Source organism: Rhizobium sp. BK112, from assembly GCF_014193215.1.
GTDB classification, from domain to species: domain Bacteria; phylum Pseudomonadota; class Alphaproteobacteria; order Rhizobiales; family Rhizobiaceae; genus Rhizobium; species Rhizobium anhuiense.
In genome coordinates, this window is sequence record NZ_JACHYZ010000004.1 from 316,472 (window position 1) to 333,424 (window position 16,953).

Consider the following 16,953-nt stretch of genomic DNA (forward strand, 5'->3'; position numbering starts at 1 on the left):
CCGACCGCCGCCCAATTGCCTCAGGAAACGGAACGACTTCTCCATGACAGCCGGCAATCGCATCGTGCTTTCCAGCGATCACGCCGCCATTCAGCTCCGGCAGGTCATTGCCGCTCATATCGCAGCGCAGGGCTGGGTGGTGGTCGACATCGGACCGACGACACCGGAGAGCACACACTATCCTGAGCACGGCGAGGCGGCGGCGCGGCTCGTCGCCTCCGGCGATTGCCGGTTTGGCGTCATCCTATGCGGCACCGGCCAGGGCATCATGATGGCGGCGAACAAGGTAAAGGGCATCCGTTGCGGCGTCTGCGCCGACACATTCTCAGCCCGCATGATCCGCCAGCACAACGATGCCAACATGCTGTCGATCGGCGTGCGCGTAGTGGGCGAAGGGCTGGCGCTCGATATAGTGGATGCGTTCCTGACCGCCCAGTTCGAGGGCGGCCGGCATGCGACGCGGGTGGAGATGATCGGGGCACTGGAAGGGTAGCGCCGTTTCTTACTTCTTCCTTGGAAGAAGATGCTTTCAAAAGCCAAGCCCCCGGGCACTATTTCAGCGGCAGAAACAGGTCCGCCACCGCCTCATGCTCCGACACTTCGGGGAAGAAGCTCAGCCGCTGGCAATAGATCGGGAAGTCGCGTGCTTCTTCGCCGCTGGCCGGAAGCCAGTTGCGATAAAGATAGAGTGCGGCAGGCTCCAGATTGTCGGTGTTGCCGACGACACGCAGCACCGCGCAGCGTCCGCCAGGAATCACGCCGGCTTTGACCTCTCCGCCGTCCGCCTCGATCGGTTGGCCGGTCCCGACACAAAGATCCACGCTGTAATCGGCAGGCGACGCAGGGCGCCGCTCGGAACGCCAGACATTGAACGTTGGACTTGTTCTGGGATGCAGGCCAGCGGCCGTGCGCCAGGCGATGAACCGCTGGATGGTGGCGCCGAGCGTCGCCGGGTCGCCCCGGTGCTCCATGATCGCCACCGGCGTGGGAGGCACATCGCGAATTTTCACATCGTCCGTGGTAAAAGTCTTCTGCATGAGCTTGCTCCTTGCGTTGTCGAGAGGCCCGAAGGCCGCAAGCCACGGCTCCCAGTCGGGAGACTTCCGGAACGACGAAGGCGATTGCCCGAACCGTTGCCGAAAGGCGCGGGCGAAGGCATCCGGTGCGTTGTAACCGGCATCCATCGCTATCTCGGTGACGCTTTGGGCGTCCCTGTAGGCCAGCCGGTGCGAAGCGCGCTTCAGCCGGGCAAGCTTGACATAGCGATGCACTGACAATCCGAAGGTCGCCGCAAACTGCCGGTGGAAATGAAACTTCGAAAAGGCCGCAACACGGCTCACCGTTTCCAGGTCCAGATCACAGTCGAGATGCCGGTCGATATAGTCCAGCACCCGCCGCATCCGGGCCTGATAGTTTTGAAGCGTCGCCTTCATCGTCCCTCCTCCGTGGCGGCTCCATCTAGCCGCTGATGGCCATGAGGTGCTCGACCGATCTTGCGGTTTGGCATGGACTAGCGAAAACTTCCAACGACCGCTTACACGCAAGTCTTATCTAGGGCAGACGGCAATAATGATCATGAGCTGTCGGACCTTGTCGATCTGGCGCTTCCTAGGGCGAGCGCGGCCACGAAGGCCTTTCCAGGTGGCGCGGTGGCACAGATCTATCGGCCGGCTTGAGAGGTCGCCGAATATCTTGCGGTCCTCGCATCGGACTGCTATTCGCATCTAAGTCTTAGAGGAGAATGCCTTTGTTTGCCGTCGCAACGATCCAGAACTCACCGGCTGTGGCGGCAGGGATGAAGGCGCTCGGCATCGTGACCGAGAGCTGATCCTCACTCTACCGCTCGGCCTTAGCGCGCCCAAAGCTGGCGCATGTCTAATGTCGAGAAGACCATGATCATCGAACTAACCACTCATGACTTCGAAGCGCTGCTGAAGGGCATTGCGCCGCGTCATCTGCGCCTTGTCCCGGACAGTGCGATTGCGCCTCCGGAGATACTGGGGATGTTGAACCGTCTCGCGACTGAGATAAACGCTGAATTTTCGCCGTCGGCCTGGATGATCGTCGAGGATGGCGAGATCGTCGGCCTCTGCTCCATTGTTCGGGTTCCGCAAGATGGAAACATCCATATCGGCTATGGGGTTGCGCCGTCCCGCCAGGGTCTTGGATCCACCACGCGGGCCATTGCGCAATTGCTGGAGTGGGCGTGGAACGACCCTCGCGTGGCGCTGATCTCTGCAGAGACCGGGTGGGAGAATATCGCCTCACAGCGTGTCCTCCAACGCAATGGATTCATCCGCACCGGCGAGCGTATCGATGCCGAAGACGGTCCGTTGATTTGTTGGGAAGCAGTGACGGCCTAGGTTTGCAGAATAAGCCCGCATAGGAACGACCGGCCGAGGTTCAGTTACCTCGGCCGGCGGTCCTGAGCCGGCCTCAGCGGCCGTAGGTGACCTCGACGGAAGCCTTGTCGAGCGTGTTTGCCCGGACATAGAAGCCAACCATGGCGGCCGGCGCAGTATCGGGAAGCGGGAGCTTGTCGACCGAGAGCGCGTAGACGGTGAACTGGTAGTGGTGCGGCTTGTCGCCGGCCGGCGGGCATGCGCCGCCATAGCCTGATGTCCCAAAGTCGGTGTGACCTTCGATAGTGCCGACGGGAAGCTTTTTGTCACCGCTGGCGCCGGTGGCGATCTCCGAGGCATTTGCGGGAATGTTGAACACCGACCAATGCCACCAGCCCGAGCCGGTCGGCGCATCCGGATCGTAAGCCATGATGGCGAAGCTCTTGGTTCCCTGAGGAGCGCCCGACCAGGTCAGTTCCGGCGAGACGTTTTTGCCCGAGCAGCCGAAGCTGTTGAAGACCTGCGCATCGGCCATCGCCTTGCCGGGGGTCAAGTCCTTCGAGGTGAGCTTCATTTCGGCCTGTGCGGCCGTCGCGCCGAAGATGGACGCGGCGAGAAGTGCTGCTGTGATGAAACGCATGCTGTTTTCCTGCGGTTGATGATGCAGGAGAATTACCGTCAGCGTGCGACCATATCTGCCCCGGTATGCTCAACTTCTGCCCCGATCCGCTCAAAACGCTCGGAGCCGCCGCGCACATGGCGTGGATTGACGCCAAACCGCTCCTTGAACCGCGCCGCGAATTGAGACGGCGAATCGTAACCGACCTCAAAGGCAATCTGCGCCATCGGCAGGGTTGTGGTTTGAATGAGGCCCAAGGCGCGGTTCATCCTTGTATCGCTCAGGATCTCACTGAAGCCGGTGTTCTCGGCGGCCAGTTTGCGCCTCAGCGTCGCTTCGCTCATGTTGAACGAGCGCGCCGCCTGCCCCAGCGTCCAAGCAAAGGCGGTATCGCTTTCGATCATCTGCCGCAGCCGATCCTCGATCCGAGGACTTTGGTTCTGGCCGAGCACCGCTCCACAGAGCGCAAACCAGGTGATCAGCTCCATCAAACGAGCCTTGGCAATCGCGCCGGGAAGCCTCGTCAGATTGCCGGGCTGACAGCAATAGTCAAACAATGCCGCGGCTTCCTCCGGCAGCTTCGAGGTGCCTGCCGGTACAGGCCTCGATGGAACGGCGATCGATCCCATCCTGCTATAGGCTTCCTCGAAAAGCTGGCGCGGAACGGGCAGCGCCAGGGTCTGATACTTCTGCGGCGCCTTGGGAATGTTCTCCATCGTCAGGGGACGATAGTCGGGCAGCAAGCCATAAGCGTCCGCCTCGAGGCGCAGAGCCTTATCATCGGCCATGACGATCTTCGTTCCCGATTGCACCTGTATCAACAGGGGGCTGGTGTTGACGAGCCGAAAGAAACAGGCGCGCCCGCCCTGGCGGATCAAGGCTCTGGTCGGAACGGGAAAGACGTCGTCCAGCATATGTTCTCCGACAATGGGGTGGATCAGAGCGGCAACCGGGAGAGCCGGCATGAAGACGACCGCTGATCCGCGAGGCTCGGGAATACCAAAACCCAGTGCCGTGGGCAATCTTCAGCCACAGGCTACAGACTATGTAAATCGCCTGTCGGACGGCTGCTGCTGGCATCCGCGATAGTTCTTGAATAACGAAAGCGATACACCTATCTTACTTTCGTCTTACCAAGAAAGGCAAAAGATGACACGGGCTGAAAGCCTCATTACCACCGTCTCCACGAAGGGACAGGTCATTCTTCCCAAAGCCGTGCGCCAACGGCGGGCGTGGGCCGCTGGAACGCGTCTGATTGTTGAGGAAACCGCGGAAGGGGTGCTGCTGAAGCAGGCCCCTGCCTTTGCGCCGACAGACCCAGCCGATGTCTTCAGCATGCTTCCCTTCAGCGGCGAGCCCAAAACTCTGGACGATATGGAAGCCGGCCTATTGGCCGAAGCCCGCCGCCGTCATGATCGCGATTGATACCAATCTCGTCGTCCGATATCTCACGGGCGATCATCCGGATCAATCTGTCCGCGCCCGTGACATCATTGACGGACAGGCCGTTTTTGTCGCCGTGACGGTGGTGCTGGAGGCCGAATGGGTGTTGCGCAGCGTCTATGGCTACAGCAGTGCAGAGGTCGCTCGTGCCCTTCGCGCCTTCGGCGGGCTGTCCACGGTGACGATCGAGGATTCTGCGATCGTTGCTCTTGCCTTCGATCTCACTGAGAACGGAATGGATTTTGCCGATGCGTTGCACCTGACCAAAGCGGCCCATTGCGAAGAGTTCGTTACCTTTGACCGCAAATTTATGAAAGCAGCCCAAGCCGCAGGCTTCGAGACGGTGCGGGAAGCCTGAGGGGGCGCAGACCGCATTACCGCCTACGGGACCTGCCGATATAATCGACCAATGCGCGCAGCTTCAGTGGCTGCCTCTGGCGCCTGGGATAGTAGAGATAGAAGCCCGGAAAGGGCGGACAGAAACCCTCCAGCAGCGGCACGAGTTCGCCGCGTTCCACATAGGGCTGGAAGGTTTCCACCATGCCGAAGGTGATGCCGGCTCCGGCGCAGGCCATGCGGATCATCATTCCCATGTCGTTGGTCGTGACGGCGGGGTCGACCGCGACGTCGAAGTCACGGTCATTTTCGGTGAACTCCCAGCGATAGGGTGCGGTATCCGGGCGCGGCCGCCAACCGATGCAGGCGTGATCCTGCAGTTCGCGGGGATGGCGGGGATGGCCACGGCGCTCGAGATAGCTGGGGGATGCGGCCGCACATTGCCGCTGCTCTTCGGAGACGGAGATTACAATCATATCCTGTTCGATCACTTCGCCGAGCCGGACGCCGGCGTCGAAGCCGGCCTCGACGATATCGAATTCGTCATCGGTGATGGTGATATCGAGTTTGATGTCGGGGCAGGCTTCCATGAAGCCGGCCAGCAACGTGCCGGACAGGAAGTTCTCGGCGATCGAGGAAACGGTGATCCTCAGCAAGCCGCTCGGGCGCGCCTGCATTTCCCTGACCGTTTGCATCGCATCCCTGACCTGGCGGACCGATGGACGAACCGCGTCGAAAAACACCTCGCCGGCCTCCGTCAGGCTGACGCTGCGCGTCGTGCGCTGGACCAGGGCAACGCCGACCCGATCCTCCAGGCGCTGCAGGGCCTGGCTGACGGCGGAGCGGGTGACGCCAAGCCGCTCGCCGGCGAGCCGGAAGTTCCGCGCCTCCGCCACCGCAAGAAAGACTGAAATGCCTTCGAGATCATCGGCCATTGGTTAGCATATCTAACCAAGGCATCCTGGATTGGCAACTTAATCACCGCGGATGGCCACGCTATCTTTCAAGTCGAGGTCAACGGAGGTTTCGAGAGGAAAATCGATGCGCAACATTTCCAACAGTCCTGTTCTGCATTTTTTCGCCGCAACCACCTTAGCCGGCACGGCGATCGGTTCGTCTGCCGCCGATGCCGTGAATGACCGAGCCCCTCAGCAGCAACAAACAAGCGAGAACAGAATGCAGCAGCATCCCTATGTCGGCATGTGGGTGACGGATGACGGCCGTATCCGCCACGAACTTCTGCCCAATGGCCGTTACGACGAAGCCCGCGGAAACCGTGAAAGCGCCTACCGAGGACGTTACGAAGTCACCGGAAGGCACATCGAATACTGGGATGACACGGGCTTTACGGCCGACGGCGATTTCGTGGACGGCAATACCCTCCATCACGCCGGCATGGTGCTTCGCCGCAAATGACGCGCCGTCTGACAAGGAAACATCACAAGGAGTAAGGCCGCATTTACAGGCCGGAAAGGATGACGATCATGTCTTCCCCAACACCCATCTGGTTCATAACAGGCGCATCGTCCGGCCTCGGCCGGGCACTCGCCGAAGCCGTCCTCGCCCGAGGCTGGCGCGCCGCCATGACGGCGCGCAGACCCGAGACCCTGGCAGATCTCACGACAGAATACGGGGACCGTGCGCTTGCCCTTGCCCTCGATGTGACGGACAGCAACTCCGTCGCCGGCGCGGTTCGTAACGCCGAAACGCATTTCGGGGCGATCGACGTCCTGGTCAACAATGCCGGCTACGGCTACCTCTCGGCGATCGAAGAGGGCGAGGATGCCGAAATACGCGCCCAGTTCGAAACCAATGTCTTCGGATTGATCGATGTCACCAAGCAGGTTCTGCCGGGCATGCGTGCACGCCGGCAAGGGCATATCTTCAATGTCTCCTCGCTTGGCGGGCTCGTCGCGTTTGCGGCGACCGGCTACTACCACGCCACCAAGTTTGCGGTCGAAGCCCTGTCGGAATCGCTTTCGCATGAGGTCAACCCGCTTGGCATCGATGTGACGATCCTCGAACCCGGCGCCTTCCGAACGGATTGGGCCGGCCGGTCGATGGTCGAATCCGCCACGATCATCGACGATTACGCCGAGACCGCAGGCAAGCGGCGCCAGGCCACCCGTTCGGTCTCCGGCAAGCAGCCGGGTGATCCCACCCGAGCCGCAACGGCAATCCTATCGGCATTCGAGGCGGACGAGCCGCCGCTTCGCCTCCTGCTCGGTGCACCCGCCCTGAAAATCGCCCGCGAACGGCTCGATGCGCTGCGCGCAAATTTCGACACCTGGGCGGAGACGACGCTCAGCGCCGATTTCCCAAGCTGACCGCCACGAAAACCTCAACCTGCAATGGAGCTTGAAATGTCTGATATCAAAGGAAAAGTCATTGCCATCACCGGGGCCAGCAGCGGCATCGGAGAGGCTACGGCCAGGGTGCTGGCTGCGGCCGGCGCGCATATCGTGATCGGCGCACGTCGCACCGATCGGCTGAAGGAACTTGCCGACGACATCGCCGCAAAGGGCGGGACGGTGCGCCTGCGACAGCTTGACGTCACCGACCGCTCGCAGGTGGAAGCCTTCGCAGGCTTTGCCAGATCCGAATTCGGACGGCTGGACGTGATCGTCAACAATGCCGGCGTCATGCCGCTCTCGCCGCTCGATGCCCTCAAGGTCGACGAATGGGACCGGATGGTCGACGTCAACATCAAGGGCGTTCTCTACGGCATTGCCGCAGCGCTTCCGATCATGAAAGCGCAGGGGTCGGGGCAGATCATCAACCTGTCTTCGATCGGCGGCCACAGCGTCTCTCCGACGGCTGCCGTCTATTGCGCGACGAAATTCGCGGTGCGGGCGATCTCGGACGGATTGCGACAGGAGACCGACCGCATCCGGGTGACCGTCATCTCTCCCGGCACAACGACATCGGAACTGGCCGAGACGATCACCGATCCGACCGCGCGGGATGCGATGAAGGCTTTCAGGGCGATCACGATCAGCCCCGAGGCGATCGCCAATTCGATCCTCTACGCCGTCAGCCAGCCTGATGACGTCGATGTCAGCGAGATCATCATCCGGCCGACAGCCAGCCCGCATTGAGCGGCTGAGATTGCTGCCAAAGCAATTCCCGCAAAAGTGTAGCGCGGTTTCGCGTCCGGAATTGCGGAAACGAAAAGCCTCCGCCGCCTAAAAACCCAGGGACTGCTGGGCGGGCGGCGGCGGTGCGAGATTGACGCCTTCGAGTTCCAGCATGCGGGCCTTCGATGTCGAACCGCCGGGCGCGGAGAAGCCGCCGATCTTGCCGCCGGCCGCAAGCACCCGGTGACAGGGGATGATCAGAGCGACCGGGTTTTTCGCCATCGCCTGGCCGACGTCGCGGGCGGCCTCGGGCCCGGCGCCAAGCTCCTTCGCCAGCGCGCCGTAAGTGGTCGTGCGGCCCCAGCCGACACGCCGTGCCGCCGCATAAATATCCCGGAAGAAGGCATCCTGGCCGGCAAGATCGAGTTCGACTCCGGAAAAATCCGTCTCCTCGCCCTGGAAATAGCGCTTCACGGCGGCAACCGTCTCTAGCACAGCTGGCGTCGGCGCGCCGGGTTCGGCATCCGGTAGGCGGCGCAGCAGCAGCCGTTCGGTCGCTTCCGCTGATTTGGTCGGCAGTTGGAAACGGGTGATGCCGGCATCGCTCCAGGCGATGCCGCAGAAACCGCCCGCGGTTTCGAAGATGAGATAGTGGTGCGTTGTCTCAGCCATGACAGCCTCCGCATGTTCGATTGCCTTCAAAATCGTATGAGACGGCCGCTGTTTCAACCCGTTTCTTGCGCGTACCGGGCTTTTCGAAAGTCCACTTCATCCGGCGCCGGGCAAGGGTTCGGATGAATTTAACGCCAAGCATATCGGGACATTGTGTTCTCTTTTTGTTCTTGAGGTGCGGTCCTGTTGAGAATATCCTCCGTCGCGTTTTGGAAACGACGCGTCAGGTCATGACGACCGTGAGGGCCTATGAACCAGATTTCCCTCGATTTCGAGTGTGACAAGAATCGTCGCGAGCGGCCGAACGAAAGTTACACCGGCAGACACCGGCTTTTCTTCGCTCTCTGCCCTCCCGATGCCGTCGAACGGCAGGCGGCCGCGATCGCCGATGACCATGGCAAAGCTTTCTCTCTTTCCGCAAGACCACGCCTGACGACGCTGCACGTGACGATCATCGGCATCGATGACTATGAAGAATTACCGGAGGACGCGGTCTTTGCGGCGCGCCAGGCCGGCGCGACGGTGGAGAGCGCACCGATCACGATCACCTTCGACAGGATCATGAGTTTCAAGCGGGAGGGCAAGGCGCGGCCACTCGTGCTTTGCGGTGAAGGCGGACGAAAGCCGCTCACACGGCTGCATGTCCAACTCGGTGTCGGCATGCACAATGCCGGATTGCGGCACAATATAAGCCGGCATTTCACGCCACATATGACGCTGCTCTACGACCGCAAGGCCGTGCCGCCGACAAGCCTCGACAGACCGGTTTCATGGACGGCCGCCGAATTCCTGCTCGTCCACAGTGTTCTCGGAAAGACCGAACATCGGGTCATCGATCGCTGGCCGCTGCTCGGCTGCGGGCAATGATGGATCGCGGCTTGCGCTTGCCTGATTTCCGCGCATAAAGCTCTGAAGGCCTGTTCCGGCATTGACGCAAACGGGAGCGAAAGCGGCATGGACATTTCAGAGATCATCATCCCGGGCGATACGCCGGGAACGGAGTGGCGGCTGCCGGTGCTGCGCTTTACGGGCCACGATCCGGAGGCGCCCAAGACCTATATCCAGGCGGCCCTGCATGCCGGCGAGCTGCCTGGAACGGTGTTGCTGCATTTCCTCTGCGAGCGGCTGCGGCAGGCGGAAAGCCAGGGCGGGATCGCCGGCGATGTCACCATCGTGCCGCAGGCCAATCCGATCGGTGCGGCGCAGTCGCATTTCGGCGAATTGCAGGGCCGTTTCGACCTGGGCTCGCGCACCAATTTCAACCGGGATTTCCCGCTGATCTCCCTTGTCGATCGGGCCTCACTGATCGAGGACCTCGATGACACCCCGGCTACCGACAGATTGAAGCGGCAACTGCTGCATATGGCGCTCGGGGCCGACCTCGTGCTCGACCTGCATTGCGACGACGAATCCCTGCAATATGCCTACATCGACGAGGCCTTCTGGCCTGAGGCGGCCGATCTCGCCAGCGCGCTCGACATGGAGGCCGTGCTGCTTTCGGATGGCGAAAGCTCGGCCTTCGAGGAGGCCGTCGGCTTTGCATGGAAATATGAAGTCCCCGGCGAGCGCCGCTCCCGATTGCCCGGCAAACTCTCCGTCACCGTCGAACTGCGCGGCAAGCGCGACGTCGATCCGGTGCTGGCGAAAAAGGATGCGGACGGGCTCTGGCGCTTCCTGGAGGCACGGGGGATCGTCGGCGACAGGAAGCAAGCGTCAACGACGTTTTACGGGCCGGCCGTGCCGCTCGACAATGTCGAGATCATTCGCGCTGGAGAAGGTGGCGCCGTGCTCTTCCATCGCAATATCGGCGAGAGGGTTGCGGAAGGCGATCGTCTTGCGACGATCCTCACCCGGCCGGGGCAGCCGGGCGGCAGCATCGAGCTCACCGCGCCGCAGGACGGGCTGATCCTGACCCGAACCTCCGACCGGCTGGTGCGGCGGCGCGGCGACCTGATGAAGATCGCCTGCGAGAACCCAAGCCAGGCGTCGCGCAAGGCCGGGACGCTGGAAAATTGAGCGGGGTTTTGCCTGCGGTGACCATCGGCGCGCAGGGGATAAAACGTCGCACGGCGTTTGCGCCGGCCGGCCTGCATGTTATCTCGCTGTCATCACAGGGAGATCGATCGGGCATGGCCGTCACCATCTATGGCATCAAGAATTGCGACACGATGAAGAAGGCCCGCAGCTGGCTGGAAGAACATAGCGTCGCCTATGAGTTTCACGATTATAAGGCGCTCGGTATCGACCGTGCCCATCTCGAAGCCTGGATCGACAAGGCCGGCCTCGATACCGTGCTCAACCGCGCCGGCACCACCTTCCGCAAACTGCCCGATGCCGAGCGTGAGAACCTGACCCGGGAAAAGGCGATCGCCCTGATGCTCGACCAGCCGTCGATGATCAAGCGGCCGGTGCTGGAGGCTAGAGGCAAGCTGCTGGTCGGCTTCAAGCCGGAGATTTACGCCGGTACGTTCGGCGGCTGACAGACGGCTCGCTGAGCTCAGGGGGAGAGATGTCCAAGACCACGCGCGCGACACAGCTTCTTTCGCAGGCAGGTATCGCCTTCACGGTCCATGCCTATGATTACGATCCCAATGCCGAGCGCGTCGGGCTGCAGGCGGCCGAAGCGCTCGGCGAGGCGCCGCACCGGGTGCTGAAGACGCTGATGGCGGAGGTGGACGGCAAACCGGTCTGCGTCGTCGTACCGTCGGACCGCGAGGTCAGCATGAAGAAGCTCGCCAACGCCTTTCACGGCAAATCGGCCAACATGATGAAGCCCGCCGATGCCGAGCGGTTGACAGGTTATCATGTCGGCGGCATCAGCCCGTTCGGCCAGAAGAAGACGGTGCCGACGGCGATCGAGGAAGCCGCCCTTGCCGAGCCGCTGGTCTTCATCAATGGCGGGCAGCGCGGGCTGCAGGTGCGGATCGATCCGAAGGATGCGTTGACGGTGCTCAAGGCCGTCGCCGCGCCGCTGATTGCCTGATCAGAACAGGATGCCGATGCTCTGGCGATTGAAACTATAAGAAGCGGTCGAGCAGGCCGGCGATCGTCTTCGCCTCGCTTTCGGCAAGCCTGCAGCCGATATGGGTCTCGATCGATCTGGCATAGACGGCCCACATGCGCTCGCGAAGCTTTCGGCCGGCATCCGTCATCACCACCCAGCGGCCGCGGCCATCGCTGGCGAAGGTTTCGCGCCGGACCAGGCCCTCGCTTTCCAGCCGGTCGATCAGCCGGGAAAGATTATACTGCGCCAGCAAGGTCCGCTCCTCGATCTCGTAGGGGCGCAGCCTGCCGTCTTCCGAGCGCGCCAATTCCCACAGCACGTCGTACCAGGCAAGCGGCGGGAGGCCTGCCGCTTTCAGGTCGGCTTCAATCGCGCCAAGCAAGCGCTCGCGGGCGCGCATGATGCTCGTCCAGGCAGAGGTGACAGCTTCGCTCGGATTCGGCGTTTTTTCGGACATAAATGCAATTACATCTACCTTGAATTCAGCCGCAAGTGATATTACATGCAATTACATCTATTATCATCCCGTGGAGACCGCCATGAGCAAGCTTACTCTCGTCAGCCATCACCTCTGCCCCTATGTGCAGCGTTCCGCGATCGCGCTTCTCGAAAAGGGCGTGCCCTTCGAACGCATCAACATCGATCTTGCCGACAAGCCGGACTGGTTCCTGAAGATCTCTCCGCTCGGAAAGGTACCGCTGCTCAGGATCGAAGAGGAGGACGGCAGCGAGGCCGTGCTGTTCGAAAGCAGCGTCATCTGCGAATATCTCGAGGAAACGCAGATTGGCGTCGCCTTGCATCCCAAAGACGCGCTGACGCGTGCCCGCCATCGCGGCTGGATGGAATTCGGCTCGTCCGTGCTTTCCGATCTCTGGGGCTATGAAACGGCCGAGGATGCCTCGCAGCTGGAAATCAAACGCAAGGCGCTCATCGCCAAATTCGCGACAATCGAGACGGTGCTGACGGACGGGCCTTATTTCGCCGGCAACGGCTTCAGCCTGGTCGACGCCGTGTTCGCGCCGGTCTTTCGTTATTTCGATCTCTTCGACACGCTCGGCGACAGCGGCATCTTCGAAGGGCTGGAGCGGGTGAGGCACTGGCGCAAGGCGCTGTCCGAACGGGCAAGCGTCAAGGCCGCCGTCAGTGCGGACTACCCGCAGCGGCTGGTCGAATTCCTCGAAAAGCATAACTCGATCCTGCTCAGGCTGGAGGCGGCCGCCTGAAGCCCGCGCTGCGGCCGGACGTCCATCCGACCGCTTGCAATTTGGCGGCGATACGCTTCATTTTCGCCGCAAACGGGTCTAAGTCTTCCAGCCTCTCACCGTTAATGACAGAAGGCAGGTTGAACCATGACTTTCATGCCCCAGAGCCAGAACACCGTTGATCCCGACAAGCTGGAAAAGCTTGCGGAAGTCGCCGTCAAGGTCGGGCTGCAGCTGCAGAAGGGTCAGGATCTGGTGGTCACCGCGCCTGTCGTGGCGCTGCCGCTGGTGCGCCTGATCACCAAACACGCCTATCAGGCCGGCGCCGGGTTGGTCACCGCCTTCTATTCCGACGAGGAAACGACGCTGGCGCGCTATCAATATGGCGGCGACGAGAGCTTCGACCGCGCTTCCGGCTGGCTCTACGAGGGCATGGCCAAGGCCTATGCCAACGGGGCGGCCCGTCTTGCCGTCGCCGGCGACAATCCGATGCTGCTTTCCGAGCAGGATGCCGGCAAGGTCGGCCGCGCCAATCGCGCCAACTCCACCGCCTACAAGCCGGCGCTGGAGAAGATCTCGAATTTCGACATCAACTGGAACATCGTCTCCTATCCCAACCCGTCCTGGGCCAAGGTGGTCTTCCCCGACGATCCGGAACTGATCGCGATCGCCAAGCTTGCCAAGGCGATCTTTGCCGCCTCGCGCGTCGATGTCAGCGATCCGGTCGCCGCCTGGGCCGAACACAATGCCAATCTCGCCAAGCGCTCCGCCTGGCTGAACGGCGAACGTTTCGCCTCGCTGCATTTCCAAGGACCGGGGACGGACCTGACGGTCGGCCTTGCCGACGGGCATGAATGGCATGGCGGCGCTTCCACCGCCAAGAACGGCATTACCTGCAATCCGAACATCCCCACCGAGGAAGTCTTCACCACGCCGCATGCGTTGCGCGTCGAAGGCCATGTTTCCAGCACCAAGCCGCTTTCGCATCAGGGCACGCTGATCGACAATATTCAGGTGCGTTTCGAGGGCGGACGGATCGTCGAGGCCAAGGCATCGCGCGGCGAGGAGGTGTTGAACAAGGTGCTCGATACCGACGAGGGGGCGCGCCGGCTCGGCGAAGTGGCGCTGGTGCCGCATTCCTCGCCGATCTCGGCCAGCGGCATCCTGTTCTACAACACCCTGTTCGACGAAAACGCCTCGTGCCACATCGCGCTCGGCCAGTGCTATTCCAAATGCTTCCTGAACGGTGCGACGCTCAGCCAGGAGCAGATCAAGGCGCAGGGCGGCAATTCCAGCCTGATCCATATCGACTGGATGATCGGCTCCGGCAAGGTCGATATCGACGGGATCAAGCCGGATGGTTCGCGGGTTCCGGTGATGCGGCAGGGCGAATGGGCCTGAGCGGCGTCATCCTACGCTGACAGTATGAAGCGCTGACCGCAGGACCGTGCTCATCACGCTGACTGAAAGGGCTCGCGACGGTGCCTGCCGCGCAAGTTCCTTTCGGACGCCGAGTCATCGGATCGCCGATAGCAGCTTGCGCACGCGATCGAGATGCGCCGTCCGCTTTGCATTGGTGGCACGGTCCATGTCGTGCAGGCTGAGCATCCGGAAATTCAACCGCTTCGAGCAGAAGGCGGCGATGCCGCGCTTCAACAGCCGGCGCACCGGATCGCCCATATAGAGACGCACCAGCCACCAGGGCGAACCTGTCGTCGTCAGCGCGTAGAGCAGCCTGATATTGGTGAGCTGCGGCACAATACGGCCTCCGGCGGCATCATGGGTGAAGGCGACCCCCGGCGCAAAGATGCGATCGAAGAAGCCCTTCAGGACAGCAGGGAAATTGAACCACCATTGCGGAAAAACGAGAACGAGGCCGTCGGCGGCCTTCAGTCGGTCCACGATGCCGGCCACGGCTGAACTATCGTAGGGCACGTCGAAATAGCCGCGGCGCTCGGTCTCGGACAAACGCGGATCGAAATTCTCGGCGTAGAGATCGAGCAAATCGACGGCATGCCCGGCGGCTTCCAATGCTTGGCGGGCGGTGCGCGCCACGGAGGCGGCAAAACTGTCCGGCAATGGGTGGGCAAGCACCAGCAGGATCCGCATCGTCAGAACAGGCTTCCCTGTTTCTGCGGTTCTGCGGGTTTTGCGCTGCGCTTCTTGGCACCGGCCGGCGGTGTGCCGCCTTCCGTGGTCATCGCGCCGACACGACCGTCGGCGAATTCGATGGCGATGCCCATGCCGGCGGAAATTTGAGCAGCCTGCGAGACCGGCCTGTTATCCTCATCGCGAATGACGGCGTAACCGCGCTTCAGCACATTCTTATAGGAGAGCGACTGCAGCACGCGGTCCTGCGAAGAAAGCTCGGCGCGCGCACGGGTCAGCTGGTGACGGATCGCCGTATCGGCATGGCGCGAAAGATTGCCGAGCCGTTCGCGGCCGCGGTCGGTCTGGGTCTTCAGCCGGGCAGGCAGCGAGGCGAGGATTGCTTCGGCGCGCTCAACGCGCGATTTCGAACGGTCGATCAGCCGTTCGACCATACGCTCGGCCCGCACGATCCGCTCGTTCAGCGTCTGGCGGCGTTCGGCGATGCGATTGGAGAGCACATCGGGGCGCAGATGCGCGGCGACGCGCTCGAAGCCGCGGCGCTTGTTGATGGTGTTGAGTTCCAGCCCGCGGCCAAGGCCGGCAGCCGCTTCGTCGAAACGCCGGCGTGGCAAGGCGAGAAGCTGATCGAGCGACGGCAATGCCCGCATCAGGGCACGGACGGACTGACGGCGTTGATCCATCTGCCGGTTCATGCAGCCTTGCAGGCGTGCGGCGAGAGCGGCGGCCTGCGCCTCGAGCTCCGCCTTGACCGGCACCGCCATTTCCGCGGCACCGGTCGGCGTCGGGGCGCGGACATCGGCGGCATAGTCGATCAGCGTCCAGTCGGTCTCATGGCCGACGGCCGAGATCAGCGGTATCCGGCTTTCGGCCGCAGCACGCACGACGATTTCGTCGTTGAAACTCCAAAGATCTTCCAGGCTGCCGCCGCCGCGCGCGACGATCAGCACATCGGGGCGCGCAATGGTACCTGCCGGCTCCAGCGCATTGAACCCGCGGATGGCGTTCGCCACCTCCTCGCCGGACCCCTCGCCCTGTACCTTCACCGGCCAGACGAGGACATGTACGGGAAAACGATCGGAGATGCGGTGAAGGATATCGCGGATGACCGCCCCGGTCGGCGACGTGACGACGCCGATAACCCTCGGCATGAAGGGCAGCCGCTTCTTGCGGGCGGCATCGAACAGGCCCTCGGCGCCCAGCTTGCGCTTGCGCTCCTCGATCAGCGCCATCAGCGCGCCGGCACCGGCCGGCTCCAGCGTCTCAATAACGATCTGATATTTCGAAGAACCCGGAAAGGTGGTGACCTTGCCCGTGGCGATGACCTCCATGCCCTCTTCCGGACGGAACTTCAGCCGCGAGAAGGTGCCCTTCCAGATGACGGCGTCGATGCGGGCGCGGTCGTCCTTCAACGCGAAATAGGCATGACCCGAAGAATGCGGCCCGCGATAGCCGGAGATTTCGCCGCGCACACGAACCTGGTCGAAGGCGGTTTCGACGGTGCGCTTGATCGAGCCGGAAAGCTCCGAAACCGAATACTCGGCAAGGTTGGTCGGCGAATCGCCGTCGAAGACGTTGCTCATCTCACCTTTTTATGTCGATCAGCAGCAAACGGGAAGCTCGGCATCGATGCAGAGGCCGTTTTCCCGGCTTTGAACTCGGCAACGGGCCGACGTCATCGCCGCTCCGCTGAGTTCGGCCGCGATGGCGGCCGACACCGAACGCGATAAATCCGTTTTGTTGCGGAACGGATAGGTACAATTCGCGTTTTACCCGAAAGGGATTGCTAACCACCGCAATACAAAGGCTTTTCGGGCAAGATCGCCGGTAAATCTTTGTTAGTTGGCGCTTCCTATTCTTCCCCTCGTTATCTCTGGGAAGGTGCTGAAATGATTATTCTCACAGCAGCAGCATTGGGCATCAGCGCCGGGCAAACGCGCTCGGCCAGCGCAATCGCGTTGGTCGCGGCGCTGATCGGAATGACATTCGCGCTGGCGGCGATAACCTCGCCCGGTCCGGTGTCCATTCTGGCATTCGTCTATGCCGTGCTCGGCTATAATGGCGGCCTCATGCTCTTCGTGCTTGGCCTCTATGCCAACCAGCGTCTTCGTCGCGCCATGCGCGTCTCGAACTAACAATCATCCATGCT

General features: G+C 62.0%; 22 protein-coding genes. 14 read left to right on the forward strand and 8 right to left on the reverse strand.

The genetic code is table 11. The annotated features are described in order from the left end of the window. The first annotated feature begins 43 nt into the window (after positions 1-43). Entirely contained in the window at positions 44-493 is a 450-nt protein-coding gene (gene rpiB / locus FHT75_RS14195; RefSeq protein WP_063474821.1) for a ribose 5-phosphate isomerase B, read from the forward strand. Between the two features lie 58 nt (positions 494-551). Here the strand turns inward: rpiB and FHT75_RS14200 are convergent, their stop codons facing one another. Then, positions 552-1,433, reverse strand: coding sequence for a GyrI-like domain-containing protein (locus tag FHT75_RS14200; RefSeq protein ID WP_063474822.1), 882 nt, complete (start codon positions 1,431-1,433; stop codon positions 552-554). 438 nt (positions 1,434-1,871) lie between these two features. On the opposite strand from FHT75_RS14200, the gene FHT75_RS14205 reads away from it, so the two are divergent. Further along, positions 1,872-2,363, forward strand: a complete 492-nt coding sequence (locus FHT75_RS14205) for a GNAT family N-acetyltransferase (protein WP_047617562.1) — start codon at positions 1,872-1,874, stop codon at positions 2,361-2,363. A gap of 73 nt (positions 2,364-2,436) precedes the next feature. Here the strand turns inward: FHT75_RS14205 and FHT75_RS14210 are convergent, their stop codons facing one another. Further along, positions 2,437-2,982, reverse strand: a complete 546-nt coding sequence (locus FHT75_RS14210) for a YbhB/YbcL family Raf kinase inhibitor-like protein (protein WP_063474823.1) — start codon at positions 2,980-2,982, stop codon at positions 2,437-2,439. Between the two features lie 38 nt (positions 2,983-3,020). Further along, complete coding sequence (locus tag FHT75_RS14215; RefSeq protein WP_063474824.1) at positions 3,021-3,875, reverse strand: helix-turn-helix domain-containing protein; 855 nt, start codon at positions 3,873-3,875, stop codon at positions 3,021-3,023. Positions 3,876-4,110: 235 nt separating this feature from the next. Between FHT75_RS14215 and FHT75_RS14220 the strand changes: the two genes are divergently transcribed. Both FHT75_RS14220 and FHT75_RS14225 read left to right on the forward strand, forming a co-directional pair. Beyond that, the gene (locus tag FHT75_RS14220; RefSeq protein WP_063474825.1) at positions 4,111-4,386 is read left to right on the forward strand and encodes an AbrB/MazE/SpoVT family DNA-binding domain-containing protein; all 276 of its coding nucleotides are present in this window, start codon (positions 4,111-4,113) and stop codon (positions 4,384-4,386) included. Further along, positions 4,373-4,762, forward strand: a complete 390-nt coding sequence (locus FHT75_RS14225; RefSeq protein ID WP_063474826.1) for a type II toxin-antitoxin system VapC family toxin — start codon at positions 4,373-4,375, stop codon at positions 4,760-4,762. The genes FHT75_RS14220 and FHT75_RS14225 overlap by 14 nt, the downstream gene beginning before the upstream one ends. Before the next feature lie 16 nt (positions 4,763-4,778). Here FHT75_RS14225 and FHT75_RS14230 read toward each other — a convergent pair whose 3' ends face one another. Then, positions 4,779-5,675 (reverse strand): LysR family transcriptional regulator, encoded by an 897-nt coding sequence (locus FHT75_RS14230; protein WP_063474827.1) that lies wholly within the window; start codon positions 5,673-5,675, stop codon positions 4,779-4,781. Positions 5,676-5,781: 106 nt separating this feature from the next. On the opposite strand from FHT75_RS14230, the gene FHT75_RS14235 reads away from it, so the two are divergent. From FHT75_RS14235 to FHT75_RS14245, 3 genes are read left to right on the forward strand one after another with little or no spacing between them, the layout of a single operon-like run. Beyond that, positions 5,782-6,156, forward strand: a complete 375-nt coding sequence (locus FHT75_RS14235) for an Atu4866 domain-containing protein (protein WP_080759945.1) — start codon at positions 5,782-5,784, stop codon at positions 6,154-6,156. Positions 6,157-6,215: 59 nt separating this feature from the next. Further along, on the forward strand, positions 6,216-7,067 hold the full coding sequence (locus FHT75_RS14240) for an oxidoreductase (RefSeq protein ID WP_176707360.1): 852 nt from the start codon (positions 6,216-6,218) through the stop codon (positions 7,065-7,067). A gap of 36 nt (positions 7,068-7,103) precedes the next feature. Further along, entirely contained in the window at positions 7,104-7,838 is a 735-nt protein-coding gene (locus FHT75_RS14245; protein WP_047617653.1) for an SDR family oxidoreductase, read from the forward strand. 87 nt (positions 7,839-7,925) lie between these two features. Here the strand turns inward: FHT75_RS14245 and FHT75_RS14250 are convergent, their stop codons facing one another. Next, positions 7,926-8,489, reverse strand: coding sequence for a methylated-DNA--[protein]-cysteine S-methyltransferase (locus FHT75_RS14250; protein WP_063474863.1), 564 nt, complete (start codon positions 8,487-8,489; stop codon positions 7,926-7,928). 249 nt (positions 8,490-8,738) lie between these two features. Between FHT75_RS14250 and FHT75_RS14255 the strand changes: the two genes are divergently transcribed. The 4 genes from FHT75_RS14255 (at position 8,739) to ybaK (ending at position 11,472) form a co-directional block, all read left to right on the forward strand. Next, the gene (locus tag FHT75_RS14255; protein WP_063474828.1) at positions 8,739-9,356 is read left to right on the forward strand and encodes a 2'-5' RNA ligase family protein; all 618 of its coding nucleotides are present in this window, start codon (positions 8,739-8,741) and stop codon (positions 9,354-9,356) included. Positions 9,357-9,443: 87 nt separating this feature from the next. Then, positions 9,444-10,505 carry a succinylglutamate desuccinylase/aspartoacylase family protein gene (locus FHT75_RS14260; protein WP_063474829.1) on the forward strand — a complete coding sequence of 354 codons (1,062 nt, stop codon included), beginning with the start codon at positions 9,444-9,446 and terminating at the stop codon, positions 10,503-10,505. Between the two features lie 113 nt (positions 10,506-10,618). After that, on the forward strand, positions 10,619-10,969 hold the full coding sequence (locus tag FHT75_RS14265; RefSeq protein WP_063474830.1) for an ArsC family reductase: 351 nt from the start codon (positions 10,619-10,621) through the stop codon (positions 10,967-10,969). A 29-nt stretch (positions 10,970-10,998) separates the two neighbouring features. Further along, positions 10,999-11,472: a Cys-tRNA(Pro) deacylase gene (gene ybaK / locus FHT75_RS14270; RefSeq protein WP_063474831.1), complete on the forward strand. Its 474-nt coding sequence runs from the start codon at positions 10,999-11,001 to the stop codon at positions 11,470-11,472. Between the two features lie 34 nt (positions 11,473-11,506). Here ybaK and FHT75_RS14275 read toward each other — a convergent pair whose 3' ends face one another. Continuing rightward, on the reverse strand, positions 11,507-11,950 hold the full coding sequence (locus FHT75_RS14275) for a MarR family winged helix-turn-helix transcriptional regulator (protein WP_063474832.1): 444 nt from the start codon (positions 11,948-11,950) through the stop codon (positions 11,507-11,509). An 82-nt stretch (positions 11,951-12,032) separates the two neighbouring features. Here FHT75_RS14275 and FHT75_RS14280 point away from each other — a divergent pair, with 82 nt between their 5' ends. Next, a complete protein-coding gene (locus FHT75_RS14280) occupies positions 12,033-12,716 on the forward strand; it encodes a glutathione S-transferase family protein (protein WP_063474833.1) in 684 nt (227 codons plus the stop codon). A gap of 126 nt (positions 12,717-12,842) precedes the next feature. Continuing rightward, the gene (locus FHT75_RS14285) at positions 12,843-14,096 is read left to right on the forward strand and encodes an aminopeptidase (RefSeq protein ID WP_183844882.1); all 1,254 of its coding nucleotides are present in this window, start codon (positions 12,843-12,845) and stop codon (positions 14,094-14,096) included. Positions 14,097-14,210: 114 nt separating this feature from the next. Here the strand turns inward: FHT75_RS14285 and FHT75_RS14290 are convergent, their stop codons facing one another. Next, positions 14,211-14,804: an NAD(P)H-dependent oxidoreductase gene (locus FHT75_RS14290; RefSeq protein WP_063474835.1), complete on the reverse strand. Its 594-nt coding sequence runs from the start codon at positions 14,802-14,804 to the stop codon at positions 14,211-14,213. Between the two features lie 2 nt (positions 14,805-14,806). Then, positions 14,807-16,387, reverse strand: coding sequence for an exodeoxyribonuclease VII large subunit (gene xseA / locus FHT75_RS14295; protein ID WP_063474836.1), 1,581 nt, complete (start codon positions 16,385-16,387; stop codon positions 14,807-14,809). 306 nt (positions 16,388-16,693) lie between these two features. Between xseA and FHT75_RS14300 the strand changes: the two genes are divergently transcribed. Then, positions 16,694-16,939 (forward strand): hypothetical protein, encoded by a 246-nt coding sequence (locus tag FHT75_RS14300; protein ID WP_063474837.1) that lies wholly within the window; start codon positions 16,694-16,696, stop codon positions 16,937-16,939. The last annotated feature ends 14 nt before the right edge of the window (positions 16,940-16,953 follow it).

Coding starts and splice junctions, on each gene's coding strand:
- rpiB (WP_063474821.1), top strand. CDS start 44: ATGACAGCCGGCAATCGCATCGTGCTTTCCAGCGATCACGCCGCCATT.
- FHT75_RS14200 (WP_063474822.1), bottom strand. CDS start 1,433: ATGAAGGCGACGCTTCAAAACTATCAGGCCCGGATGCGGCGGGTGCTG.
- FHT75_RS14205 (WP_047617562.1), top strand. CDS start 1,872: ATGTCTAATGTCGAGAAGACCATGATCATCGAACTAACCACTCATGAC.
- FHT75_RS14210 (WP_063474823.1), bottom strand. CDS start 2,982: ATGCGTTTCATCACAGCAGCACTTCTCGCCGCGTCCATCTTCGGCGCG.
- FHT75_RS14215 (WP_063474824.1), bottom strand. CDS start 3,875: ATGCTGGACGACGTCTTTCCCGTTCCGACCAGAGCCTTGATCCGCCAG.
- FHT75_RS14220 (WP_063474825.1), top strand. CDS start 4,111: ATGACACGGGCTGAAAGCCTCATTACCACCGTCTCCACGAAGGGACAG.
- FHT75_RS14225 (WP_063474826.1), top strand. CDS start 4,373: ATGATCGCGATTGATACCAATCTCGTCGTCCGATATCTCACGGGCGAT.
- FHT75_RS14230 (WP_063474827.1), bottom strand. CDS start 5,675: ATGGCCGATGATCTCGAAGGCATTTCAGTCTTTCTTGCGGTGGCGGAG.
- FHT75_RS14235 (WP_080759945.1), top strand. CDS start 5,782: ATGCGCAACATTTCCAACAGTCCTGTTCTGCATTTTTTCGCCGCAACC.
- FHT75_RS14240 (WP_176707360.1), top strand. CDS start 6,216: ATGACGATCATGTCTTCCCCAACACCCATCTGGTTCATAACAGGCGCA.
- FHT75_RS14245 (WP_047617653.1), top strand. CDS start 7,104: ATGTCTGATATCAAAGGAAAAGTCATTGCCATCACCGGGGCCAGCAGC.
- FHT75_RS14250 (WP_063474863.1), bottom strand. CDS start 8,489: ATGGCTGAGACAACGCACCACTATCTCATCTTCGAAACCGCGGGCGGT.
- FHT75_RS14255 (WP_063474828.1), top strand. CDS start 8,739: ATGAACCAGATTTCCCTCGATTTCGAGTGTGACAAGAATCGTCGCGAG.
- FHT75_RS14260 (WP_063474829.1), top strand. CDS start 9,444: ATGGACATTTCAGAGATCATCATCCCGGGCGATACGCCGGGAACGGAG.
- FHT75_RS14265 (WP_063474830.1), top strand. CDS start 10,619: ATGGCCGTCACCATCTATGGCATCAAGAATTGCGACACGATGAAGAAG.
- ybaK (WP_063474831.1), top strand. CDS start 10,999: ATGTCCAAGACCACGCGCGCGACACAGCTTCTTTCGCAGGCAGGTATC.
- FHT75_RS14275 (WP_063474832.1), bottom strand. CDS start 11,950: ATGTCCGAAAAAACGCCGAATCCGAGCGAAGCTGTCACCTCTGCCTGG.
- FHT75_RS14280 (WP_063474833.1), top strand. CDS start 12,033: ATGAGCAAGCTTACTCTCGTCAGCCATCACCTCTGCCCCTATGTGCAG.
- FHT75_RS14285 (WP_183844882.1), top strand. CDS start 12,843: ATGACTTTCATGCCCCAGAGCCAGAACACCGTTGATCCCGACAAGCTG.
- FHT75_RS14290 (WP_063474835.1), bottom strand. CDS start 14,804: ATGCGGATCCTGCTGGTGCTTGCCCACCCATTGCCGGACAGTTTTGCC.
- xseA (WP_063474836.1), bottom strand. CDS start 16,387: ATGAGCAACGTCTTCGACGGCGATTCGCCGACCAACCTTGCCGAGTAT.
- FHT75_RS14300 (WP_063474837.1), top strand. CDS start 16,694: ATGATTATTCTCACAGCAGCAGCATTGGGCATCAGCGCCGGGCAAACG.